The sequence below is a fragment of the Saccharomonospora sp. genome (assembly GCF_027317685.1).
GTDB lineage: Bacteria > Actinomycetota > Actinomycetes > Mycobacteriales > Pseudonocardiaceae > Saccharomonospora.
Map to the genome: position 1 here is coordinate 45,911 of NZ_DAHVQP010000064.1, position 21,448 is coordinate 67,358.

The 21,448-nt window shown below is 67.0% G+C and carries 18 protein-coding genes and 2 tRNA genes; 16 read left to right on the plus strand and 4 right to left on the minus strand.

Annotation, left to right across the window (positions count from 1 at the left end; translation table 11 throughout):
• Positions 1-36 precede the first annotated feature (36 nt).
• Together ilvD and M7H19_RS07845 are read right to left on the minus strand one after the other, a co-directional pair.
• Positions 37-1,881 (minus strand): dihydroxy-acid dehydratase, encoded by a 1,845-nt coding sequence (gene ilvD, locus M7H19_RS07840; RefSeq protein WP_298178919.1) that lies wholly within the window; start codon positions 1,879-1,881, stop codon positions 37-39.
• A 52-nt stretch (positions 1,882-1,933) separates the two neighbouring features.
• Positions 1,934-2,428, minus strand: coding sequence for a PH domain-containing protein (locus M7H19_RS07845; RefSeq protein ID WP_298178922.1), 495 nt, complete (start codon positions 2,426-2,428; stop codon positions 1,934-1,936).
• A gap of 499 nt (positions 2,429-2,927) precedes the next feature.
• On the opposite strand from M7H19_RS07845, the gene M7H19_RS07850 reads away from it, so the two are divergent.
• The 9 genes from M7H19_RS07850 (at position 2,928) to M7H19_RS07890 (ending at position 12,972) form a co-directional block, all read left to right on the plus strand.
• On the plus strand, positions 2,928-4,790 hold the full coding sequence (locus M7H19_RS07850) for an acetolactate synthase large subunit (protein WP_298178924.1): 1,863 nt from the start codon (positions 2,928-2,930) through the stop codon (positions 4,788-4,790).
• Positions 4,791-4,851: 61 nt separating this feature from the next.
• Positions 4,852-5,358 (plus strand): acetolactate synthase small subunit, encoded by a 507-nt coding sequence (ilvN, locus tag M7H19_RS07855; RefSeq protein ID WP_298178926.1) that lies wholly within the window; start codon positions 4,852-4,854, stop codon positions 5,356-5,358.
• A gap of 48 nt (positions 5,359-5,406) precedes the next feature.
• Positions 5,407-6,420 carry a ketol-acid reductoisomerase gene (gene ilvC, locus M7H19_RS07860; protein WP_298178928.1) on the plus strand — a complete coding sequence of 338 codons (1,014 nt, stop codon included), beginning with the start codon at positions 5,407-5,409 and terminating at the stop codon, positions 6,418-6,420.
• 96 nt (positions 6,421-6,516) lie between these two features.
• A complete protein-coding gene (locus M7H19_RS07865) occupies positions 6,517-6,792 on the plus strand; it encodes a DUF397 domain-containing protein (protein WP_298178931.1) in 276 nt (91 codons plus the stop codon).
• 235 nt (positions 6,793-7,027) lie between these two features.
• The gene (gene serA / locus M7H19_RS07870; protein ID WP_298178933.1) at positions 7,028-8,623 is read left to right on the plus strand and encodes a phosphoglycerate dehydrogenase; all 1,596 of its coding nucleotides are present in this window, start codon (positions 7,028-7,030) and stop codon (positions 8,621-8,623) included.
• 339 nt (positions 8,624-8,962) lie between these two features.
• Positions 8,963-10,003, plus strand: coding sequence for a 3-isopropylmalate dehydrogenase (locus M7H19_RS07875; RefSeq protein ID WP_298178935.1), 1,041 nt, complete (start codon positions 8,963-8,965; stop codon positions 10,001-10,003).
• A 64-nt stretch (positions 10,004-10,067) separates the two neighbouring features.
• Positions 10,068-10,349 (plus strand): hypothetical protein, encoded by a 282-nt coding sequence (locus tag M7H19_RS07880; protein ID WP_298178988.1) that lies wholly within the window; start codon positions 10,068-10,070, stop codon positions 10,347-10,349.
• Positions 10,350-10,521: 172 nt separating this feature from the next.
• The gene (gene cimA / locus M7H19_RS07885) at positions 10,522-12,183 is read left to right on the plus strand and encodes a citramalate synthase (RefSeq protein WP_298178937.1); all 1,662 of its coding nucleotides are present in this window, start codon (positions 10,522-10,524) and stop codon (positions 12,181-12,183) included.
• A 9-nt stretch (positions 12,184-12,192) separates the two neighbouring features.
• Entirely contained in the window at positions 12,193-12,972 is a 780-nt protein-coding gene (locus tag M7H19_RS07890) for a fumarylacetoacetate hydrolase family protein (protein ID WP_298178940.1), read from the plus strand.
• Here M7H19_RS07890 and M7H19_RS07895 read toward each other — a convergent pair.
• Positions 12,947-14,230: an FAD-dependent oxidoreductase gene (locus M7H19_RS07895; RefSeq protein WP_298178943.1), complete on the minus strand. Its 1,284-nt coding sequence runs from the start codon at positions 14,228-14,230 to the stop codon at positions 12,947-12,949. The two genes, M7H19_RS07890 and M7H19_RS07895, sit on opposite strands and share 26 nt — an antisense overlap.
• Before the next feature lie 89 nt (positions 14,231-14,319).
• Between M7H19_RS07895 and gltX the strand changes: the two genes are divergently transcribed.
• The 4 genes from gltX to M7H19_RS07915 all read left to right on the plus strand — a co-directional run bounded on the left by gltX (position 14,320) and on the right by M7H19_RS07915 (position 16,961).
• Entirely contained in the window at positions 14,320-15,801 is a 1,482-nt protein-coding gene (gene gltX / locus M7H19_RS07900; RefSeq protein WP_298178945.1) for a glutamate--tRNA ligase, read from the plus strand.
• 176 nt (positions 15,802-15,977) lie between these two features.
• On the plus strand, positions 15,978-16,679 hold the full coding sequence (locus tag M7H19_RS07905) for an HAD family hydrolase (protein ID WP_298178991.1): 702 nt from the start codon (positions 15,978-15,980) through the stop codon (positions 16,677-16,679).
• Positions 16,680-16,771: 92 nt separating this feature from the next.
• Positions 16,772-16,843, plus strand: a tRNA-Gln gene (locus M7H19_RS07910).
• 45 nt (positions 16,844-16,888) lie between these two features.
• Positions 16,889-16,961: transfer RNA gene (locus M7H19_RS07915), tRNA-Glu, on the plus strand.
• A gap of 434 nt (positions 16,962-17,395) precedes the next feature.
• Here M7H19_RS07915 and M7H19_RS07920 read toward each other — a convergent pair.
• The gene (locus M7H19_RS07920; protein ID WP_037308450.1) at positions 17,396-18,133 is read right to left on the minus strand and encodes an IclR family transcriptional regulator; all 738 of its coding nucleotides are present in this window, start codon (positions 18,131-18,133) and stop codon (positions 17,396-17,398) included.
• Between the two features lie 92 nt (positions 18,134-18,225).
• On the opposite strand from M7H19_RS07920, the gene leuC reads away from it, so the two are divergent.
• The 3 genes from leuC (at position 18,226) to M7H19_RS07935 (ending at position 21,358) form a co-directional block, all read left to right on the plus strand.
• Positions 18,226-19,641, plus strand: a complete 1,416-nt coding sequence (gene leuC, locus M7H19_RS07925) for a 3-isopropylmalate dehydratase large subunit (RefSeq protein WP_298178953.1) — start codon at positions 18,226-18,228, stop codon at positions 19,639-19,641.
• Positions 19,642-19,686: 45 nt separating this feature from the next.
• Positions 19,687-20,280 (plus strand): 3-isopropylmalate dehydratase small subunit, encoded by a 594-nt coding sequence (gene leuD / locus M7H19_RS07930; protein WP_012796394.1) that lies wholly within the window; start codon positions 19,687-19,689, stop codon positions 20,278-20,280.
• A gap of 247 nt (positions 20,281-20,527) precedes the next feature.
• Complete coding sequence (locus M7H19_RS07935) at positions 20,528-21,358, plus strand: HU family DNA-binding protein (protein WP_074988138.1); 831 nt, start codon at positions 20,528-20,530, stop codon at positions 21,356-21,358.
• Positions 21,359-21,448 lie beyond the last annotated feature (90 nt).

Consider the following 21,448-nt stretch of genomic DNA (forward strand, 5'->3'; position numbering starts at 1 on the left):
GGCGAAAGCACGACCGGCTTTCGCCCCCCCACCTGATCACTTGTCGGGGTTACGCACGGCGCCGGTGTCGGCGGACGTGGCCATACGCGCGTAGGCGCGCAGCGCGGCGGTCACCGGCCGCTCCCGTTCGGCGGGTTGCCAGGGCCGCTCCGATGCCTCCATCTTGGCCCTTCGTTCGGCGAGCACCTCGTCGTCGACGAGCAGTTCGAGCTTGCGCTCGTGCACGTCGATGAGGATCTCGTCGCCGTTTTCGACCAGGCCGATGTTGCCGCCCGCGGCGGCCTCGGGGGAGATGTGCCCCACCGAGATGCCCGACGATCCGCCCGAGAAGCGGCCGTCGGTGATGAGCGCACACACCTTGCCCAGGCCCGCGCCCTTGAGGAACGCGGTCGGATGCAACATCTCCTGCATGCCCGGGCCGCCGGCCGGACCCTCGTAGCGGACGACGATCACCTCGCCGGGCTGCACTTCCTTGTTGAGGATGGCCGAGACGGCTTCCTCCTGACTTTCCACCACCCGTGCGGGGCCGGAGAAACGCCACAGCTCCTCGTCGATACCCGCCGACTTGATCACGGCGCCGTTCTCGGCGAGGTTGCCGCGCAACACGGTGAGCCCACCGCTGGCGGTGTAGGCGTGCGCGACATTGCGGATGCAGCCGTTCTCCGCGTCGGTGTCGAGCGACGACCACCGGTTGTTCGTGGAGAACGCCTCCGTGGTGCGCACCCCGCCCGGCGCGGCGTGGAAGAGTTCGAGAGCGCGCTCCGATGCGGAACCACTCCGGATGTCCCACGTGGACAACCATTCCTCCAAGGAGGAGGCGTGCACGGCGTGCACGTCGGCGTTGAGGAACCCGCCGCGGTGCAACTCGCCGAGGATGGCGGGGATGCCGCCCGCACGGTGCACGTCCTCCATGTGGTAGTCGGAGTTGGGCGCGACCTTGGACAGACACGGCACTTCGCGCCCGATGCGGTCGATATCGTCGAGAGTGAAGTCGATCTCGCCTTCCTGTGCGGCGGCGAGGATGTGCAGCACGGTGTTGGTGGAACCGCCCATCGCCATGTCGAGCGCCATGGCGTTCTCGAAAGCCTGTTTGCTCGCGATGGAACGCGGCAGCGCCGATTCGTCGTCGTTCTCGTACCAGCGTCGGGCCAGCTCGACCACCGTGCGTCCGGCGTCGGTGAACAACTCCCTCCGCGCGGCGTGGGTGGCCAGTGTGGACCCGTTGCCGGGCAGCGACAGCCCCAGAGCCTCGGTGAGGCAGTTCATCGAGTTGGCGGTGAACATGCCCGAACACGAACCGCACGTCGGGCACGCCGAGCGTTCGACGATGGACAGCCCCTCGTCGTCGACCGAGGAGTTGGCCGACGCGGAGATGGCTGTGATGAGGTCGGTCGGTGCGTGCGCGACACCGTCGACGACCACGGCCTTACCGGCCTCCATGGGGCCGCCCGAGACGAACACCGTCGGGATGTTGATCCGCATGGCGGCGTTGAGCATCCCCGGGGTGATCTTGTCGCAGTTCGAGATGCACACCAGCGCGTCGGCCTGGTGAGCGTTGACCATGTACTCGACCGAGTCGGCGATGATCTCGCGGGAGGGCAGTGAGTACAGCATTCCGCTGTGCCCCATGGCGATGCCGTCGTCCACCGCGATGGTGTGGAACTCGCGGGGCACGCCGCCGGCTTCACGCACGGCCTCGGCGACGACGTCACCGAGGTCCTTGAGATGTACGTGTCCCGGCACGAACTGGGTGTAGGAGTTGGCGATGGCGACGATCGGCTTGCCGAAGTCGCTGTCGGTCATACCGGTGGCACGCCACAGGGAGCGAGCTCCCGCGGCGTTGCGGCCGTGGGTCGTGGTTCGGGAGCGGAGAGCAGGCATATTTCAAGCGTACGCCCGCCTTGTCGGTGTACCGCCGCCGGTCGGCGCCCCGCTACTCGGCCGTCCGCTCGGTGCCGGAGGTGCTCCGGTCGCTCTCGCCTCCGCCCGAGCCGGCGTCGGACTTGGCGGACTCGGTGTCGGAGCCGTCGGAGCCGGCGGGGTCCTCTTCGTCCTCTTCGGTCCGGTCGAGCACGCCCGACGGGTCGGGGATCCGGCCGCCGCTGACGAGCGACAGCACCGGCAAGTGGCGGGTACGCACGGAGGGCAACGGCACGGTGGTGTCGTCGTCGAGCACCGCGATGATCGTGGACTTCGGGGTGATGGTGAAGCCCTTGATCGACTCCCACGGCAGCTCGCGGGTGCTGCGCAGGGTCCGCACGGTGAGACCCTTCTCCGTGGCGTCGGTGCGGGTGCGGATGATCCACACGGCCAGCACGATGGGCACGAGCAGCAGTACCAGTAGGTAAGGCAGGCCCGCTGCGAACGGGAACATGCACATGAAGAGCATCAGTACGCCGATCAGTGCGGTTCCCGGGATGCGGAACACGGCCCTCTTCCCTTGCCGAGCGGTGTCCGTGTCCCCGTCGTGGATAGGGCCGTGAACATGGCCGTCGCGCTGCGCTGTCTGCGTTGTCTGCGCTGTCTGCGTCGAAGTCGCCGGGGCTGTCGGGGTCGTCGAGGTCATAGTCGGTTCCTGCCTTCCTCCCACCACACTTCGATGGTGCACCGCAGCTCGAAGGTGGTGCCATCTGGGGCCGTCCGACTGTCGGAGAGTCCAGTATCCGGGATCACTATCCCGCAGAGTTGACACTTCTCGTCTGAAGTGACTAACGTCGTGGTCGTGACACCGCAGATTGCTCTCGTACTTCCCCAGCGCGTCGACGCGTAGGGGAAGTCTCTGCGTCGACGCGCGACCCTCGTGCGACCACTCATGGTCGGCGGGGGTTTTTTAATGCGTAAGCGGCGTATCGAGTGCTCTTCTGCCACCGATGAGACAACCGAAAACCCCGACCAACCACAAACCGACACTCACGAGGCGAGAACCGATGACAAGCGCCACCTCGCGATCGGACACCACCGCCGAGTCGACACCGAATTCGGTGTCGCCCGGCCACTCCGGACCCCGCCCCAAGCCCGCGCCCCCCACAGGTACACCCGTTCGGGTAACGGGCGCGCAGTCTCTCGTGCGGTCTCTCGAGGCCATCGGCGTAGAGGCGGTCTTCGGCATTCCCGGTGGCACGATTCTCCCCGCGTACGATCCCTTGCTCGACTCCACGAAGGTCCGGCACGTCCTCGTGCGGCACGAGCAGGGCGCGGGTCACGCGGCGACCGGTTATGCGCAGGCCACCGGCAAGGTCGGCGTGTGCATGGCGACGTCGGGCCCCGGTGCGACCAACCTTGTGACGCCGCTGGCGGACGCCTACATGGACTCGGTTCCCGTGGTGGCCATCACGGGGCAGCAGACCCGTGCGCTCATCGGCAGTGACGCGTTCCAGGAAGCCGACATCTGCGGCATCACCATGCCGATCACCAAGCACAACTTCCTGGTCACCGACCCGGCCGACATCCCCAGGGTGATCACCGAGGCGTTCCACCTGGCCAGCACCGGACGTCCGGGCCCGGTCCTGGTGGACATCCCCAAGGACGTGTTGCAGGAGACGACGTCGTTCGCGTGGCCGCCGGAGGTGCGGCTGCCCGGTTACCGGCCGACACTGCGCCCTCACGGCAAGCAGGTCAGGGAAGCCGCGCGGTTGATCAGGCAGGCTGAGCGCCCGGTGCTCTACGTCGGCGGCGGCGTGCTCAAAGCCAGGGCCTCGAAGCAGCTGCGGGAGCTGGCCGAGCTCACCGGTATCCCCGTGGTGACGACGCTGATGGCGCGCGGTGCGTTCCCCGACTCCCACCCTCAGCACCTGGGTATGCCGGGCATGCACGGCTCGGTGGCGGCGGTCGCGGCCATGCAGCGGGCGGACCTGCTCGTGGCGCTGGGCGCGCGGTTCGACGACCGGGTCACCGGCAGGTTGGACACGTTCGCCCCCGAGGCTACGGTCGTGCACGCCGACATCGACCCGGCGGAGATCTCGAAGAACCGCAAGGCCGACGTGCCGATCGTCGGTGACTGCGCCGAGATCATCACCGAGTTGATCGCGGCGGTGAAGGTCGAGGCCGCGAACGGGGAGACCGAGGACCTGTCCGGATGGTGGGCGCAGCTCGACTCGTGGCGGAAGACGTTCCCCGCCGGGTACGAGTGGCCGTCCGACGGAACGTTGGCCCCGCAGTACGTCATCGAGCGCATCGGACAGCTCGTGGGCCCCGACGCCATCTACACGGCCGGGGTCGGGCAGCACCAGATGTGGGCGGCACAGTTCATCAAGTACGAGAAGCCGAGAACGTGGATCAACTCCGGTGGTCTCGGCACGATGGGCTATGCCGTCCCGGCCGCGATGGGCGCCAAGCTCGGCCAGCCTGACACTCAGGTGTGGGCCATCGACGGCGACGGCTGTTTCCAGATGACCAACCAGGAACTGGCCACGTGCGCCATCGAAGGCCTGCCCATCAAGGTCGCCGTCATCAACAACGGCAACCTCGGCATGGTGCGCCAGTGGCAGAACCTGTTCTACTCCGAGCGTTACTCGAACACCGACCTGGGCACCCACAAGCACCGCATCCCGGACTTCGCGTTGCTCGCCGAGGCACTCGGGTGCGCGGGGCTGCGGTGTGAGACCAGGGACGGGGTCGACGACGTCATCCGCAGGGCGATGGAGATCAACGACCGTCCTGTTGTGATCGACTTCGTCGTCGGCAAGGACGCACAGGTCTGGCCGATGGTGGCGGCGGGAACGAGCAACGACGAGATCATGGCTGCACGAGGGATCCGGCCTCTGTTCGACGACGACGAGGTGTCGCAATGAGTGCCGTGAAGCGAACGGAGCGAACACTGAGCACCAACGACCGGAGGGAGCACGCGCGTCCATGACCCACCATACTCTGAGCGTCCTGGTGGAGAACGTTCCCGGCGTGCTCGCCAGGGTGTCCGGTCTGTTCTCCCGCCGTGGTTTCAACATCGAATCCCTCGCCGTCGGGCCCACGGAGAACCCCGAGGTGTCCCGGATGACGATCGTGGTCGCCGTCGAGGAACAACCACTCGAACAGGTGACCAAGCAGCTCAACAAGCTGGTCAATGTCATCAAGATCGTGGAGCTCAGCCCTGCGCAGTCGGTGCAGCGTGAACTGCTGCTCGTGAAGGTGAGGGCCGACGCCACGGTGCGCAGTCAGGTGCTGGAGACCGTGCAGCTCTTCCGAGCCAAGGTCGTCGACGTGTCCCCGGAGGCGCTGACGATAGAAGCCACGGGAACCAGCGACAAGATCAACGCACTGTTGCGCATGCTGGAGCCCTACGGCGTGCGTGAACTTGTGCAGTCGGGCATGGTCGCGGTGGGCAGGGGCGCCCGCTCCATCACGGCGACGGCGGCCCGCTGACGCCCTCCGCTTGCCCAGTTCTTCAATCGAAAGGAAGTACCACACTTCATGTCAGTCGAAATCTTCTACGACGCCGACGCCGACCTCGGCATCATTCAGGGCCGTAAAGTCGCCGTGATCGGGTATGGAAGTCAGGGCCACGCGCACGCGTTGAGCCTGCGTGATTCCGGTGTCGACGTCCGCATCGGGCTTCCCGAGGGGTCGAAGTCGCGGGCCAAGGCCGAGGAAGAGGGTCTGCGTGTCCTCACGACCGCCGAGGCGGCCGCCGAGGCCGACCTCATCATGATCCTCGCCCCGGACACCAAGCAGCGGAGCATCTACGAGCAGGACGTCGCGCCGAACCTCAAGGACGGCGACGCTCTGTTCTTCGGGCACGGCTTCAACATCCGCTACGGCCTCATCAAGCCTCCCGCCAATGTGGACGTCGCCATGGTCGCCCCCAAGGGCCCGGGGCACCTGGTACGCCGGCAGTTCGTGGACGGCAAGGGTGTGCCGTGCCTGATCGCGGTCGAGCAGGACCCGAGCGGGAACGCGCAGGCGCTGGCCCTGTCGTACGCAGCGGCCATCGGCGGTGCCCGTGCCGGCGTCATCAAGACCACGTTCGCCGAGGAGACCGAGACGGACCTGTTCGGTGAGCAGGCCGTGCTGTGCGGTGGCGCGTCCGCTCTCGTGCAGACCGGCTTCGAGGTGCTGACCGAGGCGGGCTACGCGCCGGAGATCGCGTACTTCGAGGTGCTGCACGAGCTCAAGCTCATCGTCGACCTTATGTACGAGGGCGGCATCGCACGCATGCGTTACTCGATCTCCGACACCGCCGAGTACGGCGACCTCACGCGCGGCCCGCGGGTCATCACGCCCGAGGTCAAGGAGAACATGAAGGCGATCCTGCGCGAGGTCCAGGACGGCACCTTCGCCAAGGAATGGGTCGGCGAGGACGAGAAGGGCCGTCCGAACTTCACCAAGCTGCAGGAGGCGGGTGAGAAGCACTCGATCGAGGAAACTGGTCGTAAGCTCCGCGGCCTGATGTCCTGGGTGGACCGGCCGATCACCGAGACCGCCTGACCAGGCAATACTCATCCCCGGGGGCCAGTGGCCCCCGGGGATCTCCTGTCGAACACGCTCTTCGGAAACGGCGGGGATGTCTTACCGTGGCCCCCCATGAGGAACGACCCCCGCGATATCGACGACAAATTTCTCGTCCGCGACGAACTCGACCTTTCCTCGGTGAGCTGGCATCGGCTCCCCGGGTCTCCCCGCGACGACCGGGCCGGCAGCGCACTGGAATACGCCTTCGTCACTCACAGCGACACCACCACCTATGCGGTGTTGCGTCAGGGCGCGGGCTCCGACGGCGCGGTCCTGGTCTTCACGCCGTCCGAATGGGATGCCTTTCTCCTTGGAGTGAGGGACGGGGAGTTCGATCGCCGAAACTGAAAAGGGCACAGGCGCAGGGCCACGTTCTCTCCGGGCGTCTGTGATGCGGTTGCACCGCGGTTGCGTTGCGAAGATCACCCAGCGCTCACACCGCTGTGCCCAACTCCTTCCATGGACGCATTGCGATTCAGGGGCTTCTCGGGTCTAGACTTCGAAACCCGAGGACACAGTGTCGTGGCCTGCCAGTGAGCGCGTCTGCAATGGCCCCAATCTTCTATGAGACGAAAGGCGCATCGTGAGCAATTCCAGCCAGCCCGTCGTTCTCCTCGCCGAGAAACTCGCTCCATCCGCAGTCAGCGTGTTCGGTGACGAGGTCGAGGTCCGGCACGTGGACGGAACGGACCGTCCCGCGCTGTTGCAAGCGGTGAAGGAGGCCGACGCGCTCCTGGTGCGATCCGCCACGAAGGTCGACAAGGAGGTCCTGGCTGAGGCCGCGAAGCTCAAGGTCGTCGCCCGCGCCGGGGTCGGCCTCGACAACGTCGACGTGGCCGAGGCCACCGAACACGGCGTGCTCGTGGTGAACGCGCCCACCTCCAACATCGTGTCGGCCGCCGAACACGCCGTCGCGCTGCTGCTGTCGGTGGCCCGCAACATCCCGGCCGCCGACCAGAGCCTGCGGGGCGGTGAGTGGAAGCGCAGCGCGTTCACGGGCACGGAGTTGTCCGGCAAGACGGTCGGTGTCGTGGGCTTCGGCAAGATCGGCCAGCTCGTCGCCTCGCGGCTCGCCGCGTTCGACACGAAGCTGCTCGCCTACGACCCGTACGTCTCCGCCGCGCGGGCCGCGCAGCTGGGTGCCGAGCTGGTGTCGCTGGACGAGTTGCTGGAGCGCGCCGACATCATCACCATCCACCTGCCGAAGACGCCGGAGACCAAGGGACTCATCGGCGCCACGGCGCTATCGAAGGTCAAGCCCGGCGTGCTCGTGGTCAACGCCGCCCGCGGTGGTCTCGTCGACGAGAACGCCCTGGCCGAAGCGCTGCGTGAGGGCCGCGTGGCGGGTGCGGGTATCGACGTGTTCGTCGAGGAACCCACGACGTCGAGCCCGCTGTTCGAACTGCCCAACGTCGTCGTCACACCGCACCTCGGCGCCTCCACGCGGGAGGCGCAGGACCGGGCGGGCACCGACGTGGCACGTTCCGTCCTGTTGGCGTTGCGCGGCGACTTCGTGCCCGACGCCGTCAACGTCATCGGCGGGGCCGTCAGCGAAGAGGTGCGGCCGTACCTGGGGCTCACCCAGAAGCTCGGCACGGTGCTCTCCGCGTTCAGCGCCAAGGCCCCGTCGTCGGTTTCCGTGGTCGCCAGCGGTGAACTGGCCAGCGAGGACATCAGCGTGCTCCAGCTCGCCGCCTTGCGGGGAGTGTTCTCGAGCGTCGTCGAGGACCAGGTCACGTTCGTCAACGCGCCGCGGTTGGCCGAGGAGCTCGGTGTGCAGGTGAACGTGTCCACCCAGCCGGAGAGCACCAACTACCGCAGCCAGGTCACCGTGCGCACCGTGCACGCCGACGGCAGCTCGTATTCGGTGTCGGGTGCGGTCACGGGCAAGGACGACGTGCACAAGCTGATCGAGGTCAACGGGCGGCACTTCGACATCCGCGCCGAGGGCAACATGCTGTTGCTGGAGTACCCGGACCGCCCGGGCATCATGGGCCGGGTCGGCACGCTCCTCGGCGAGGCGGGGATCAACATCGAGGCGGCGCAGATCAGTCAGACCACCGACCGTTCCGACGCGGTGATGCTGCTGCGTGTCGACCGCGCCGTGAACAGTCACATGTTGGAACCGATCGGTGCCACCGTCGGCGCGAGGATGATCCGCGCGGTCAACTTCGAGTGACGTGAGTCCGTCGGCGGCCGACCCCATCGCGACCCGAGTGTGAGAGCCGGTGGGGTCGGCCGCATGTGTATGTGGGTGCCGAGGGTCCTCGGGGCTCCACTATGGAACAACGGGATCGACCGGAGCGGTGGGTGAGACGCCGTGGTGAAATGCACTGCTTTCAAGCGCTTGCTTCGGTGGTCCATGTGACACGATCGAGTGACGAGATGTCGGCTTGACTGCAGCATATGGGTGGTCGTGCTTCGACGTTCTATCCACGAACGGTAACCTGCCGTCGCTGGAGTTCGATCGCGGATGGGCTTCCGGAGCGCCGGGTGCCTGACTGACGGAGGTGTGTGGATGCGGCTCGCTGTGATCCCCGGTGACGGGATCGGGCCTGAGGTCGTGACCGAGGCGCTGAAGGTGCTGACCGAGGTCGTGCCGAATGCCGAGATCACCAAGTACGACCTCGGCGCATCTCGTTGGCATGCCACGGGTGAATTGCTGCCCGAGTCGGTGTTGAGTGAACTCCGCCAGCACGACGCCATCCTGTTGGGTGCCGTCGGTGATCCGAGTGTGCCCAGCGGCATCTTGGAACGTGGTCTGCTGCTGCGTCTGCGCTTCGAACTCGACCACCACGTCAACCTTCGCCCGGGCCGCCTCTACCCGGGCGTGCGTGGTCCCCTCGCCTCCCCGGGAGAGGTGGACATGGTCGTGGTGCGCGAGGGCACCGAAGGGCCGTACGCGGGCAACGGGGGCCTTCTGCGCAAGGACACCGAGCAGGAGATCGCCACCGAGGTCAGTGTCAACACGGCATTCGGTATCCGCCGAGTGGTGGCCGACGCCTTCGAACGCGCTGAGCGACGTCCGCGCAAACACCTCACCCTGGTGCACAAGACGAACGTCCTCGAACACGCCGGTTCGCTGTGGTCGCGGATCGTCGAGGAGGAGTCGCTGAAGCACCCCGACGTGACTGTGGCGTACTCGCACGTGGACGCCGCGACGATCCACCTCGTGACCGACCCCAGCCGGTTCGACGTCATCGTCACCGACAACCTGTTCGGCGACATCATCACCGACCTCGTCGCCGCCGTCACCGGTGGTATCGGCCTGGCGGCCAGCGGCAACCTCGACATCACGCGCCGCAACCCGAGCATGTTCGAGCCCGTGCACGGCAGCGCTCCCGACATCGCGGGACAGAACCTCGCCGATCCCACCGCGGCCGTGCTCTCCGTCTCGCTGCTGCTCGACCACCTCGGAGAGAGGGAAGCCGCGCGCCGCATCGAGGCGTCGGTGGCGTTCGACCTCGCGACCCGGGACCAGAACTCGCCGGGCAGCACTCAGGCGATCGGCGACCGGCTCGCCGCGCTCGTCTCCTCCAACACCCGCCAGGTGAGCTGACCGCTCACCGGAGAAGGCCGTGTCCACTGTTTTCGGGCACGGCCTCCAGTGGTACCCGGGGCGTATGCGCACCTGGTTGAAGAAACTGCTGGGGCGTCGGGAACCGGTGTCCTCCAGTGCGCCGGAAGCCGACGCCGCCGACGATCCCGCCGTGTCGCGAGCGCGCGCCACAGGCGGCAGGCCCGGTGACGAGCGTGGCGACAACCCGTCGTCCACCGGTCCCGGACACAGCGGCACGTTCGTCGGTCGAGTCGAGGGCCAGGACCTCGGTTACGCCGAGGAGACCGGGGCGGAACGGCGCAGCACCGGGCGAAGCGACGAACCTCGGGACCACGGACGGCCTTGATGCCGTGGCAGAGAGTGTCTGTGGCAGGATGACGGACGTGACCACCTCTCGCGTGATCATTATCGGCAGGCGCGTCGGGTAGTACTGCCAAGGCCAGTACCCGACGCGCAGACCTCTCGCATGCCGCGAGGGGTCTTTTTTGTTGGTCCGTTCATCGTCACAAGGAGACACCGTGAGTCGCACGGAACCTGCAGGTACCCCGCTCGGCGATCAATTCCATCTGTACGACACGACGCTGCGTGACGGCGCCCAGCGCGAGGGTATTTCGTATTCCATCGCCGACAAGTTCGCCGTGGCCCGGCTGTTGGACGATCTCGGTGTCGGGTTCATCGAAGGCGGGTGGCCGGGCGCGATGCCGAAGGACACCGAGTTCTTCGCGCGTGCGGCCGCGGGGGAGCTGACGTTGCGGCACGCGGTGTTGGTGGCGTTCGGTTCCACTCGGCGCGCGGGCCTGGCCGTCACCGAGGACCCACAGGTTCGGGCTCTGTTGGACTCGCAGGCCCCGGTGGTGACACTGGTGGCGAAATCGGACGTGCGGCACATCGAGCGCGCGTTGCGCGTGGACGTCGACGAGGCGTGCGCGATGGTGCGGGACACGGTGTCGTTCCTCGTCTCGGAGGGGCGGCGGGTCTTCGTGGACGCCGAGCACTTCTTCGACGGCTACGCGTACGACCCGGACACGGCGTTGCGGATCCTCGACGCGGCGGGGCAGGCGGGTGCCGACGTGGTGGTGCTGTGTGACACCAACGGCGGCCAGCTTCCGCTGGGAATCGCGGAGACTGTCCGCGAGGTGGCCGATCGCACCGGGTTGCGGCTCGGCATCCACTGCCAGGACGACACGGGCTGCGCGGTGGCCAACAGCATCGCGGCCGTGCAGGCCGGAGCGACACACGTGCAATGCACGGCCAACGGTTACGGCGAGCGTGCGGGCAATGCGGACCTGTTCGTGGTGGCGGGGAATCTGGTGGCCAAGCTCGGGATGCCGGTGCTCCCGGAAGGCGGTGCCGCCGCGCTGACCCGCACCGCGCACGCGCTCGCCGAGATCGCCAACATCGCGCCCGACACGCACCAGGCCTATGTGGGGGCGTCCGCGTTCGCGCACAAGGCGGGGTTGCACGCCAGCGCCATCAAGGTCGATCCGTTGCTGTACAACCACATCGACCCTGCCGTGGTGGGCAATGACATGCGCGTGCTGGTCACCGAGATGGCGGGCCGGGCGAGTCTCGAACTCAAGGGCGCACAACTCGGGGTGGACCTCGCGGGCAAGCCCGAGGCGGCTTCCAGTGTGTTGAAGAAGGTGAAGGCGCTGGAGGCCGAGGGTTGGTCGTTCGAGGCCGCGGACGCCTCGTTGGAGCTGTTGCTGCGTGCCGAGGCCGAGGACGTGCCCGTTGAAGCGCCGTTCCGGTTGGAGTCGTACCGCGTGGTGCTCGAACACCGGGTCGACGGGGAGGTCATGTCGGAGGCGACGGTCAAGGTGTACGTCGGCGGTGAGCGGGTGATCGCCACGGCGGAGGGCAACGGTCCCGTGCACGCGCTCGACGCGGCATTGCGTCAGGCACTGCGCGGGCACCTGTCCTGGTTGGACAGCGTGGAGTTGGCCGACTACAAGGTGCGCATCCTCGCGGGCAAGCAGGGCACCGACGCCGTGACGCGCGTGCTGGTGGAATCCAGCGACGGCGAGCGCACGTGGACCACCGTGGGAGTGCACGCGAACATCGTCGAGGCGAGCTGGCTGGCCTTGTGTGACGCGCTGGTGCACAAGTCGCTACGCGCGCAGGCTGCGGACACGACTACACAGGTTACGCAGGGCGCGGACACGCCGGTGTCACGTTAGGATGGCGCCGTGCGTTTGGCTCGAATCGCTCATCCTGATGGTGTCGCCTTCGTTTCGATCGAGGCAGAAGGCGACAACGACGACGCGGCACAGGTCCTGGAGATCGCCGACCATCCGTTCGGGAAACCGAACTTCACCGGCAGGCGGTGGTCGCTGGCCGACGTCCGGCTGCTGGCGCCCATCCTGCCGACGAAGGTGATCGCGGTGGGTCGGAACTACGCCAAGCACGCCGAGGAATTCGGCAACGAGGTTCCGGCCGAACCGATGATCTTCCTCAAGCCGTCGACGACCGTCATCGGCCCGAACGCGCCCATCAAACTGCCGCCCGCTTCGTCGCGTGTGGATTTCGAGGGCGAGCTCGCCGTGGTCATCGGCCAGCCCGTCAAGAACGTCCCCGCCGACAAGGCCCACGCCGCCATCCTGGGCTACACCGTCGCCAACGACGTCAGCGCGCGGGACTTTCAGCAATCCGACGGACAGTGGGGCAGGGCCAAGGGCTTCGACACGTTCTGCCCCCTCGGGCCGTGGATCTCCACGGGGGTGGATCCGTCGGACCTCGCGTTGACCACCGAGGTGGACGGTGTGGTGAAACAGAACGCCCGTACCTCGGAGTTGGTGCACAAGGTCGCCGACATCGTCGCTTTCGTGTCGTCGGTGATGACACTGCTGCCGGGAGACGTGATCCTCACCGGCACGCCGGAGGGCGTGGGTCCCATCGAGGCCGGGCAGCAGGTGTCGATCACCATCGAAGGCATAGGCACGCTCACGAACCCGGTTCAGGCCGCTTGAGGTCGTCCCCGGCCGTGGACGTGGCCGGTCTCCGCGCGAAAGCGGGGGCCCGTTCCGGCCGGGGACCCACACCGATGAGATAGGCCGGGACGATCGACAGCCACGGTGCTCGCCGCAGCAGTCGCAGCACCGGCTTTGGCGGTCCTGTCCGTCTGCCTTCCACGACCGGCGCGATGATCAGGTGGTGCAACGCGCGTTGCAGGCCTTGTACGACAACGGTCGGCAGCAGTCGCCTGCGGCGCACGGAAGCCAAGGTCGCCGAGGTGACCTTCCCCCGCCGTAGCGGGGCGGCCAGTACCCGGGCGGCGGCGACGGCGTCCTGCACGGCGAGATTGACGCCCACTCCGCCGATCGGGGACATGGCGTGGGCGGCGTCTCCGATGCACAGCAGTCCGTCGACGTGCCACCGGGGCAACCGGTTGAGCCGGACGTCCAGGTGTTTGACCCGGTCCATCGTGGTCAGCTCGTCGACCTGTTCGGCCAGTTCGGGCAGTGTCGTGGCGATCTCTTCGCGGAACGCGGCGATACCGCGTCGCCGGAGCAGCGGGTCGATTCCCTTCTTCGCCACGTAGGCGATCTGGAAGTAGTCGTGGCGGGGGATGACGATGGCGAAACGCCCGTCCCGCATGGTCGGGGTGAGTGTCTGCGGTCCTGTTCCCGGTTCGCGGCCGAGGCGGAACCACCAGACGTCGAGCGGCACCGGTGATTCGCGAGGGCGCAGGCCGGCCTGGGTGCGTGCCGACGACCAGCGCCCATCGCAGGCCACGGTCACGTCGGCCAGCAACGTCCTCGTGGTGCCGTCGTCGGCTCGGTAACGCACGCCTCGCACGCGTCGGGCGTCTCGCACCAGTTCGGTGACCTCGGCCCGCATGCGCAGTGAGAAGGTCGTCTCCTCCGCGGCGGCTTCGGCCAGGAGGTTGAGGAAATCCCATTGCGGGGTAATGGCGATGTAGGGATAGGGGTACCGGATTCGACGTAGCCGGTTCAGGTCGCCGACCACGACGCGTTCCCCGTCGCCGGACGGGAAGGCGATCTCGGTCAGCGTGGTCTGTGGCAGGCGCGTGAACCGTTCCCCGAGGCCGAGGTCGTCGAGCAGACGGAGAGTGGAGGGGTGCACGGTGTCGCCCCGGAAGTCCCGGAGGAAGTCGGCGTGTTTCTCCAGAACGGTCACGTCGACGCCGGCTCTGGCCAGCAGGAGCCCGAGGACCATTCCGGCGGGGCCGCCGCCGATCACGGCGCAGGTCGTGTGTTCGGTCATCGCCGCCATCCTTAATTCATCATGTGTTGAATAATTTCACCGTGCACGGAGTCGCGGCCGTCGTCAAGGGAGATACGCTGAACACTGCTATGAGTGAGACGAAGGCTGTACGCGCCCGCTTCTGTCCGTCGCCCACCGGAATCCCGCACGTGGGGCTGATCCGCACGGCCCTGTTCAACTGGGCCTTCGCGCGCCACCACGGCGGTTCCCTCGTGTTCCGCATCGAGGACACCGATGCCTCCCGGGACAGCGAGGAGTCCTACGCCGCGCTGCTCGACGCGCTGCGGTGGCTGGGACTCGACTGGGACGAGGGCCCGGAGGTCGGCGGCGACTACGGTCCGTACCGGCAGAGCGAGCGTGGCGACATCTACGACGACGTCGCCCGCAAGCTGTTGGAGGCGGGTGAGCTGTACGAGGCCTTCTCCACCAACGAGGAAGTCGAGCAGCGCCGCCGTGAGGCCGGCCAGGATCCCAAGCTCGGCTACGACAACTTCGATCGCGATCTCACCGACGAGCAGAAGGAGCGGTACCGCGCCGAAGGCCGGTCGCCGGTGCTGCGGTTGCGGATGCCCGACGAGGACATCACCTGGAACGACCTCGTGCGCGGTGAGATCACCTTCAAGGCGGGCACCATTCCCGACCCCGTGCTCGTGCGGGCCAACGGACAGCCGCTCTACACGCTCACCAACCCGGTCGACGACGCGCTCATGCGCATCACCCACGTGCTGCGCGGTGAGGACCTGCTGCCGTCGACCCCGCGCCAGATCGCGCTGTACCAGGCGCTTCAGCGCGTCGGTCTCGCCGACTTCACCCCCGAGTTCGGCCACTTGCCCTACGTCATGGGCGAGGGCAACAAGAAGCTGTCCAAACGCGACCCGAAGTCGAACCTGTTCAACTACCGCGAGCAGGGTTTCATCCGTGAAGGACTGTTGAACTACCTCGCCCTGCTCGGTTGGTCGATCGCCGACGACCGCGATGTCTTCACCGTCGACGAGCTCGTCGAAGCCTTCGAGATCACCAAGGTCAGCGCCAACCCGGCGCGGTTCGACCCCAAGAAGGCCGAGGCCATCAACGGCACACACGTGCGCGCCCTGCCGGTCGAGGACTTCGTCCAGCGCACCGTGCCCTACCTGGTCGAGGCGGGGGTGTTGCCCGAACAGCCCGGCGACGACCAGCTCGAGAAGTTCCGGGTCATCGCGCCGCTGGTGCAGGAACGCGTCACGGTGCTGTCCGACGCCGTCGATCTGGTGCGGTTCCTGTTCGTCGACGAGGAGACCTTCGCGCCGGAGGAAGCCGCTGCCGCCAAGGCGCTCGGAGCCGACTCCGAGCCCGTGTTGCGGGCCGCTGTGGAGGCGCTGGAGCAGCTCGACGAGTGGCGTACCGACGCCATCGAGGCGGCGTTGAAGGACGCCCTCGTCGAAGGGCTCGGGCTCAAGCCTCGCAAGGCGTTCGCTCCCGTCCGCGTCGCTGTGACCGGGCGCACGGTATCGCCTCCGTTGTACGAGTCGATGGAGCTGCTCGGTCGCGAGATTTCACTCGGGCGGTTGCGTCGCGCGCTGCCAGGCCACTGAGCGTAGACGTCCTGGACCGAAACAGAGGCGTTTTTATCACCTACTCAGCAGAGTTGGTGGCGCGAAATCTGCCCTAGCCTCGCGGAGTGGCTTCTGCGCTTGGCTTTCCACCGATCTCGCATGCCGTTTCCGAATTCGACGGTGCTCCGCCCTGGACGCCGCCGGAACTCCGGTTGGTGTGCCTCGACATCGACGACACCCTCATCGACTTCACGTCGGCCGGTCGGAGCTCGCTTGAGAGTCTCATCGGCCGTGCCGACATGTGGCCGCTGTGGGAAAGCATCACGGACGACCATGTGGCACGGGTCGTGTCCGGTGAGCTCCCCTACACCGACATGCACGCCGCTCGTACGCGGGCTTTCTTCGCCGAGCTCGGTGTGGACATCGACATGGCGAAGGCCGGTGATGTCGAAATCCGCCGTAAGGAAGTGTTGTGTCAGTCGTGGCGGTTGTTCGAGGACGTGTTGCCGTGTCTGGAATGGCTCGTCGCGGCGGGGGTGAAACTCGCCGCTGTGACCAACGCCTCGGGTGCGCATCAACGCGACAAACTCGCGCGCCTGGGGTTGAGTGAATTCTTCGACCACGTCGCCATCGCCGGCGAAATGGGGGTCGCCAAACCCGATCCTGTGATGTTCCACAAAGTGTGCTGCGCGCTGGGTTGTGAGCCCGCTAACGCCGTGCACATCGGCGACAAACTCGCCACCGATGCCGTCGGTGCCCGTGACGCCGGACTCGGAGGCGTCTGGCTCGATCGGCACGGTTCGGCCGGGGTCGAGGCCGACGTCCCGCCCGGCGTGCACGTTCTGCAGACCCTCGCCGACCTTCCTGAGCTGCTCGTTTCCGAGTTCGCTCGGATCGGGGTGCCCGCCCAACGTTGATGTTGGGACCCCCGGTTGTTGGGCCTATAGGGGCATGTTCTAGTATTTCTTTCCAGCGGCGCCGATCCGGAGAGATTCGGTGAGGTGCCCGATGGGGTATGCTGTAATTGGCAGCACGACTGATTCTGGTTCAGTTAGTCTAGGTTCGAGTCCTGGTACCCCAGCGGGAAGCGAAATCCGAACTGGTAGAGTTCCTTCGCGGACCACAGGCCCCCGTCGTCTAGCGGCCTAGGACGCCGGCCTCTCACGCCGGTAGCGTGGGTTCGAATCCCATCGGGGGTACAAGAAAGGGCCCTCCCCGCGGAAACGCGGGGAGGGCCCTTCTCGTTTGCCCCTCATCGCCTCATTCGTTGCCTCATCGCGTCGTTGCCGGTGCCCTGGCCGTCTCCTCGGGTCCGTGTGCCCCGGTGGCGTCCTTGCGGCCCCGGGCGTCCTGTGTCGCCCTGTGGGTTCGGCCAGGACGCCCGGAGGGCTGTCGATGCCTCATTCCCCTCGTCGAACCCTTCGCGGCGTTCTCGTGCGGATCGCGGGCCCATACGGAAGGTTCCGCGGGAGGCGAGGCCTTGGACGGTCCTCGGCCTCGCTTCGCTCACCCGCCACTGTGCGCTTCGTTCCACACGGACCGTCGTGCTCGGCCGTGTTCGATATCTCGGGCCCTCTGCGCAGCTTCCGTGCAGCCCGGTGGGGTCCTGGACGGGCCTTCGTGGCGCGGGACGTTACAGGCGTTCCTGAAGAGCGCTGGCCGCTTGGAGCAGATCGCTGGCCCACTTCGCTCCCGGGCGGCGGCCGATGCGGTCCACCGGCCCCGACACCGACACCGCGGCGATCACGTTGCCCGCGCTGTCACGGACCGGTGCCGACACGCTCGCCACGCCCGGTTCCCGCTCCGCCACACTCTGCGCCCAGCCACGGCGGCGTACCTCAAGCAACGTTCGCTCGCCGAACACGGCGTCGGCGAGGATCGCTTGTCGTGTATGCGCATCCGCCCAGGCGGCCAGGACTTTCGCGCCCGAGCCGGCCGTCATCGGCAGCCGTGCCCCCACGGGCACCGTGTCGCGCAGTCCGCTCGGCGGTTCCGCCACCGCCACACACACCCGCACGATGCCGTCGCGGCGGTACAACTGCACGCTCTCGCCGGTCAGATCCCGCAATTTCGGTAGCACCACGCTGGCGGCGTCGAGCAGCGGGTCCACCGTGCCGCCCGCCAGTTCCGCCAGCGCGGGTCCCGGGTGCCATCGACCGTCCGGGCCCCGCCGCAGCATTCGGTGCACCTCAAGACCCACCGCGAGCCGATGTGCCGTCGCACGCGGAAGTCCCGTTCGCGTGCACAACTCCGCCAGTCCGCACGGTTGTTCCGCGACCGCGTGCAACACGGACATGGCCTTGTCCAGTACGCCGATTCCGCTCTGCTGGGTCTGTGAGTCAGTGCTGTTGCTAGTATCGGGTTGTCCCACAAAGCGATACTATAATCTCGCGATTTGGGATAGTCCATGTTTCCCGAAGTGAGTCCGCTCGCTTTCCGACACACGTTCACGGAGGAGCCCTGATGACCGAGAAGCGGGGCCGCACACTGGCGGAAAAGGTGTGGGACGCACACGTGGTGCGTCGCGGCGAGGGCGCCGAACCCGACTTGCTCTACATCGACCTGCACCTCGTCCACGAGGTCACCAGCCCGCAGGCATTCGACGGGCTGCGGCTGGCGGGACGCAAGGTGCGGCGTCCGGATCTCACGATCGCCACGGAGGACCACAACGTCCCCACGACCGGCATCGATCTGCCCATCGCCGACCCGGTGTCGCGTACGCAGGTCGAGACATTGCGGCGCAACTGCGAGGAGTTCGGCATCCGGTTGCACCCGATGGGGGATGACGAACAGGGCATCGTGCACGTCATCGGCCCCCAGCTCGGCCTCACCCAGCCCGGTATGACCGTGGTGTGCGGCGACAGCCACACGTCCACGCACGGCGCGTTCGGGGCGATGGCCTTCGGTATCGGCACCTCCGAGGTGGAGCACGTACTGGCCACCCAGACCCTGCCGATGCGGCCGTTCAAGACCATGGCGGTCAACGTGGACGGTCAGTTGCGTCCCGGTGTGACGGCCAAGGACATCATCCTCGCGGTCATCGCGAAGATCGGTACGGGCGGCGGTCAGGGCCACGTCATCGAGTACCGGGGCAGCACCATCGAAGCGCTGTCGATGGAAGCCCGCATGACCATCTGCAACATGTCCATCGAGGCCGGCGCCCGGGCGGGCATGATCGCGCCGGACGAGACGACGTTCGCCTATCTGAAGGACCGGCCGCACGCGCCGCAGGGCGCCGATTGGGACGCTGCCCTCGCCGAGTGGCGGGAATTGCGCACCGACGACGACGCCGTGTTCGACACCGAGGTGCACCTCGACGCCTCCGAGCTCACCCCGTTCGTGACGTGGGGTACCAACCCGGGTCAGGGGTTGCCGCTGTCGGAGTCCGTGCCCGACCCCGAGCAGATGACCGACGAGACCGAGCGTCTCGCCGCCGAGAAGGCCCTGTCCTATATGGATCTCAAGCCGGGGACGCCGCTGCGGGAGATCGCGGTGGACATCGTGTTCCTCGGTTCGTGCACCAACGGTCGCCTGGAGGACCTCCGCGCCGCCGCCGAGGTGCTGAAGGGCCGGAAGGTGGCCGACGGGGTGCGGATGCTCGTCGTGCCCGGTTCCATGCGGGTGCGTAAGGCCGCCGAGGAAGAGGGGCTGCACGAGGTCTTCACGGAAGCGGGCGCGGAGTGGCGTGCCGCCGGGTGTTCGATGTGCCTGGGCATGAACCCGGACCAACTGAAGCCCGGGGAGCGCAGCGCCTCGACCTCCAACCGCAACTTCGAGGGCCGACAGGGCAAGGGCGGCAGGACCCACCTGGTGTCGCCGCTCGTGGCCGCCGCGACCGCTGTGCGCGGCACCCTGTCCTCGCCCGAGGACCTCGATTGACGATCTGACAGCGACCGCCACCGAACAGCGACGAGGAGCAACGTCATGGAACCGTTCACCACACACACCGGCATCGGGGTCCCCCTGCGCGCGTCTAACGTGGACACTGACCAGATCATCCCGGCCGTTTACCTCAAGCGGGTGTCCCGAACCGGGTTCGAGGACGGCTTGTTCGCGGGCTGGCGTCGCGACGAGCAGTTCGTGCTGAACCGTGAGCCCTACAACCGCGGCACCGTGCTCGTCGCGGGTCCGGATTTCGGCACCGGATCGTCCCGGGAACACGCGGTGTGGGCGCTGATGGACTACGGATTCCGGGTCGTCATCTCCTCCCGGTTCGCCGACATCTTCCGCGGCAACTCCGGCAAACAGGGATTGCTGACAGCCCAATGCGAGCAGGCCGACGTCGAGCAGCTGTGGAAGCTGTTGGAAACCGAGCCGGGCACCGAGGTGACCGTGGACCTGCGGGAGAAGACCGTACGGGCCAAGGACTTCGTCACCCGGTTCTCGATCGACGACTACACCCGCTGGCGGCTGTTGGAAGGTCTCGACGACATTGCGCTGACACTTCGGCACGTCGACGACATCGAGGCTTTCGAGAAGCAGCGGCCCGCGTATAAACCCACCACCACTCCGAGGTAGAGCGACGGCCCCCGGATTTCGTGTCATCGCAAAAGGAATCCGGGGGCTCGGTGCCCGGCTCACAGAACAGCCGAACACTCACGCCGAACGGCGCGCGAGAGGCTCACACGGGCTTGCGGATGCGTAATCGCGCACACGATAAGGAAAAAATCCGCGTGCCGTTTGGAATTTGTGCTGTGTTGGTAATACCGTGTGCGCATGTCGGCCGGTGTGGCCGGGTAACACGTAGTTCTTCTTGGAGGACTGAATGGCCAACAAGGCCCAACTCATTGAAGCGCTCGCCGAGCGCTTGGGCGACAAGAAGGTCGCCGCGCAGGCAGTCGACAACCTCGTCGACATCATCATCCGTACGGTCAACAAGGGCGAGAAGGTCAACATCACCGGCTTCGGTGTGTTCGAGAAGCGTACCCGCGCCGCCCGTACCGCCAGGAACCCGCGCACAGGCGAGACCGTGCGTGTGAAGAAGACCAACGTGCCCGCTTTCCGTGCGGGGACGACGTTCAAGGAAGTGGTGAGCGGCGCGAGGAAACTGCCGAGGGCCACCACCGTGAAGCGGGCTACCGGCACGTCGAAGACGGCCACCACTCGCCCGACCACGACGCGCACCACCACGAGTCGTACTCGCGGCACCACCACGGCACGTACCACGTCTGCTCGGACGACGAAGGCGACGGCTCCGACCAAGAGCACCAGGACCACGACGAAGGCGACTGCGCCGAAGACCACGACGAAGGCGAGCACCACCAAGGCGGCGTCGAAGACGACACCGAAGACGGCGACCAAGTCGACCACCAAGTCGACGGCCAAGTCGACCACGGCCAAGGCGGCTCCGAAGACCACCAAGGCAGCGAGCAAGACCACGAGCAGGGCGTCGTCGACGAAGGCGAGCACCACCAAGGCGGCGAGCAAGAGCACCGCCACCAAGGCCACGAAGGCCACCAAGACCACGGCGGCCACGGCGAAGAAGACTCCCGCCAAGACCACGCGGGCTACGGCGAAGACCACGCCGAAGACCACCGCGAGGACGACGTCGCGGACCTCTCCTGCGAAGAAGACCACTACCGCGAGGAAGAAGTAATGCCGAACGCCGCACCCAGCGGCGTTCGGTCTTTCGGCGGGGCTTTCACGATCTGAGCGAACGTGGGGGCCCTGCCGTGTGCCGGAGGGG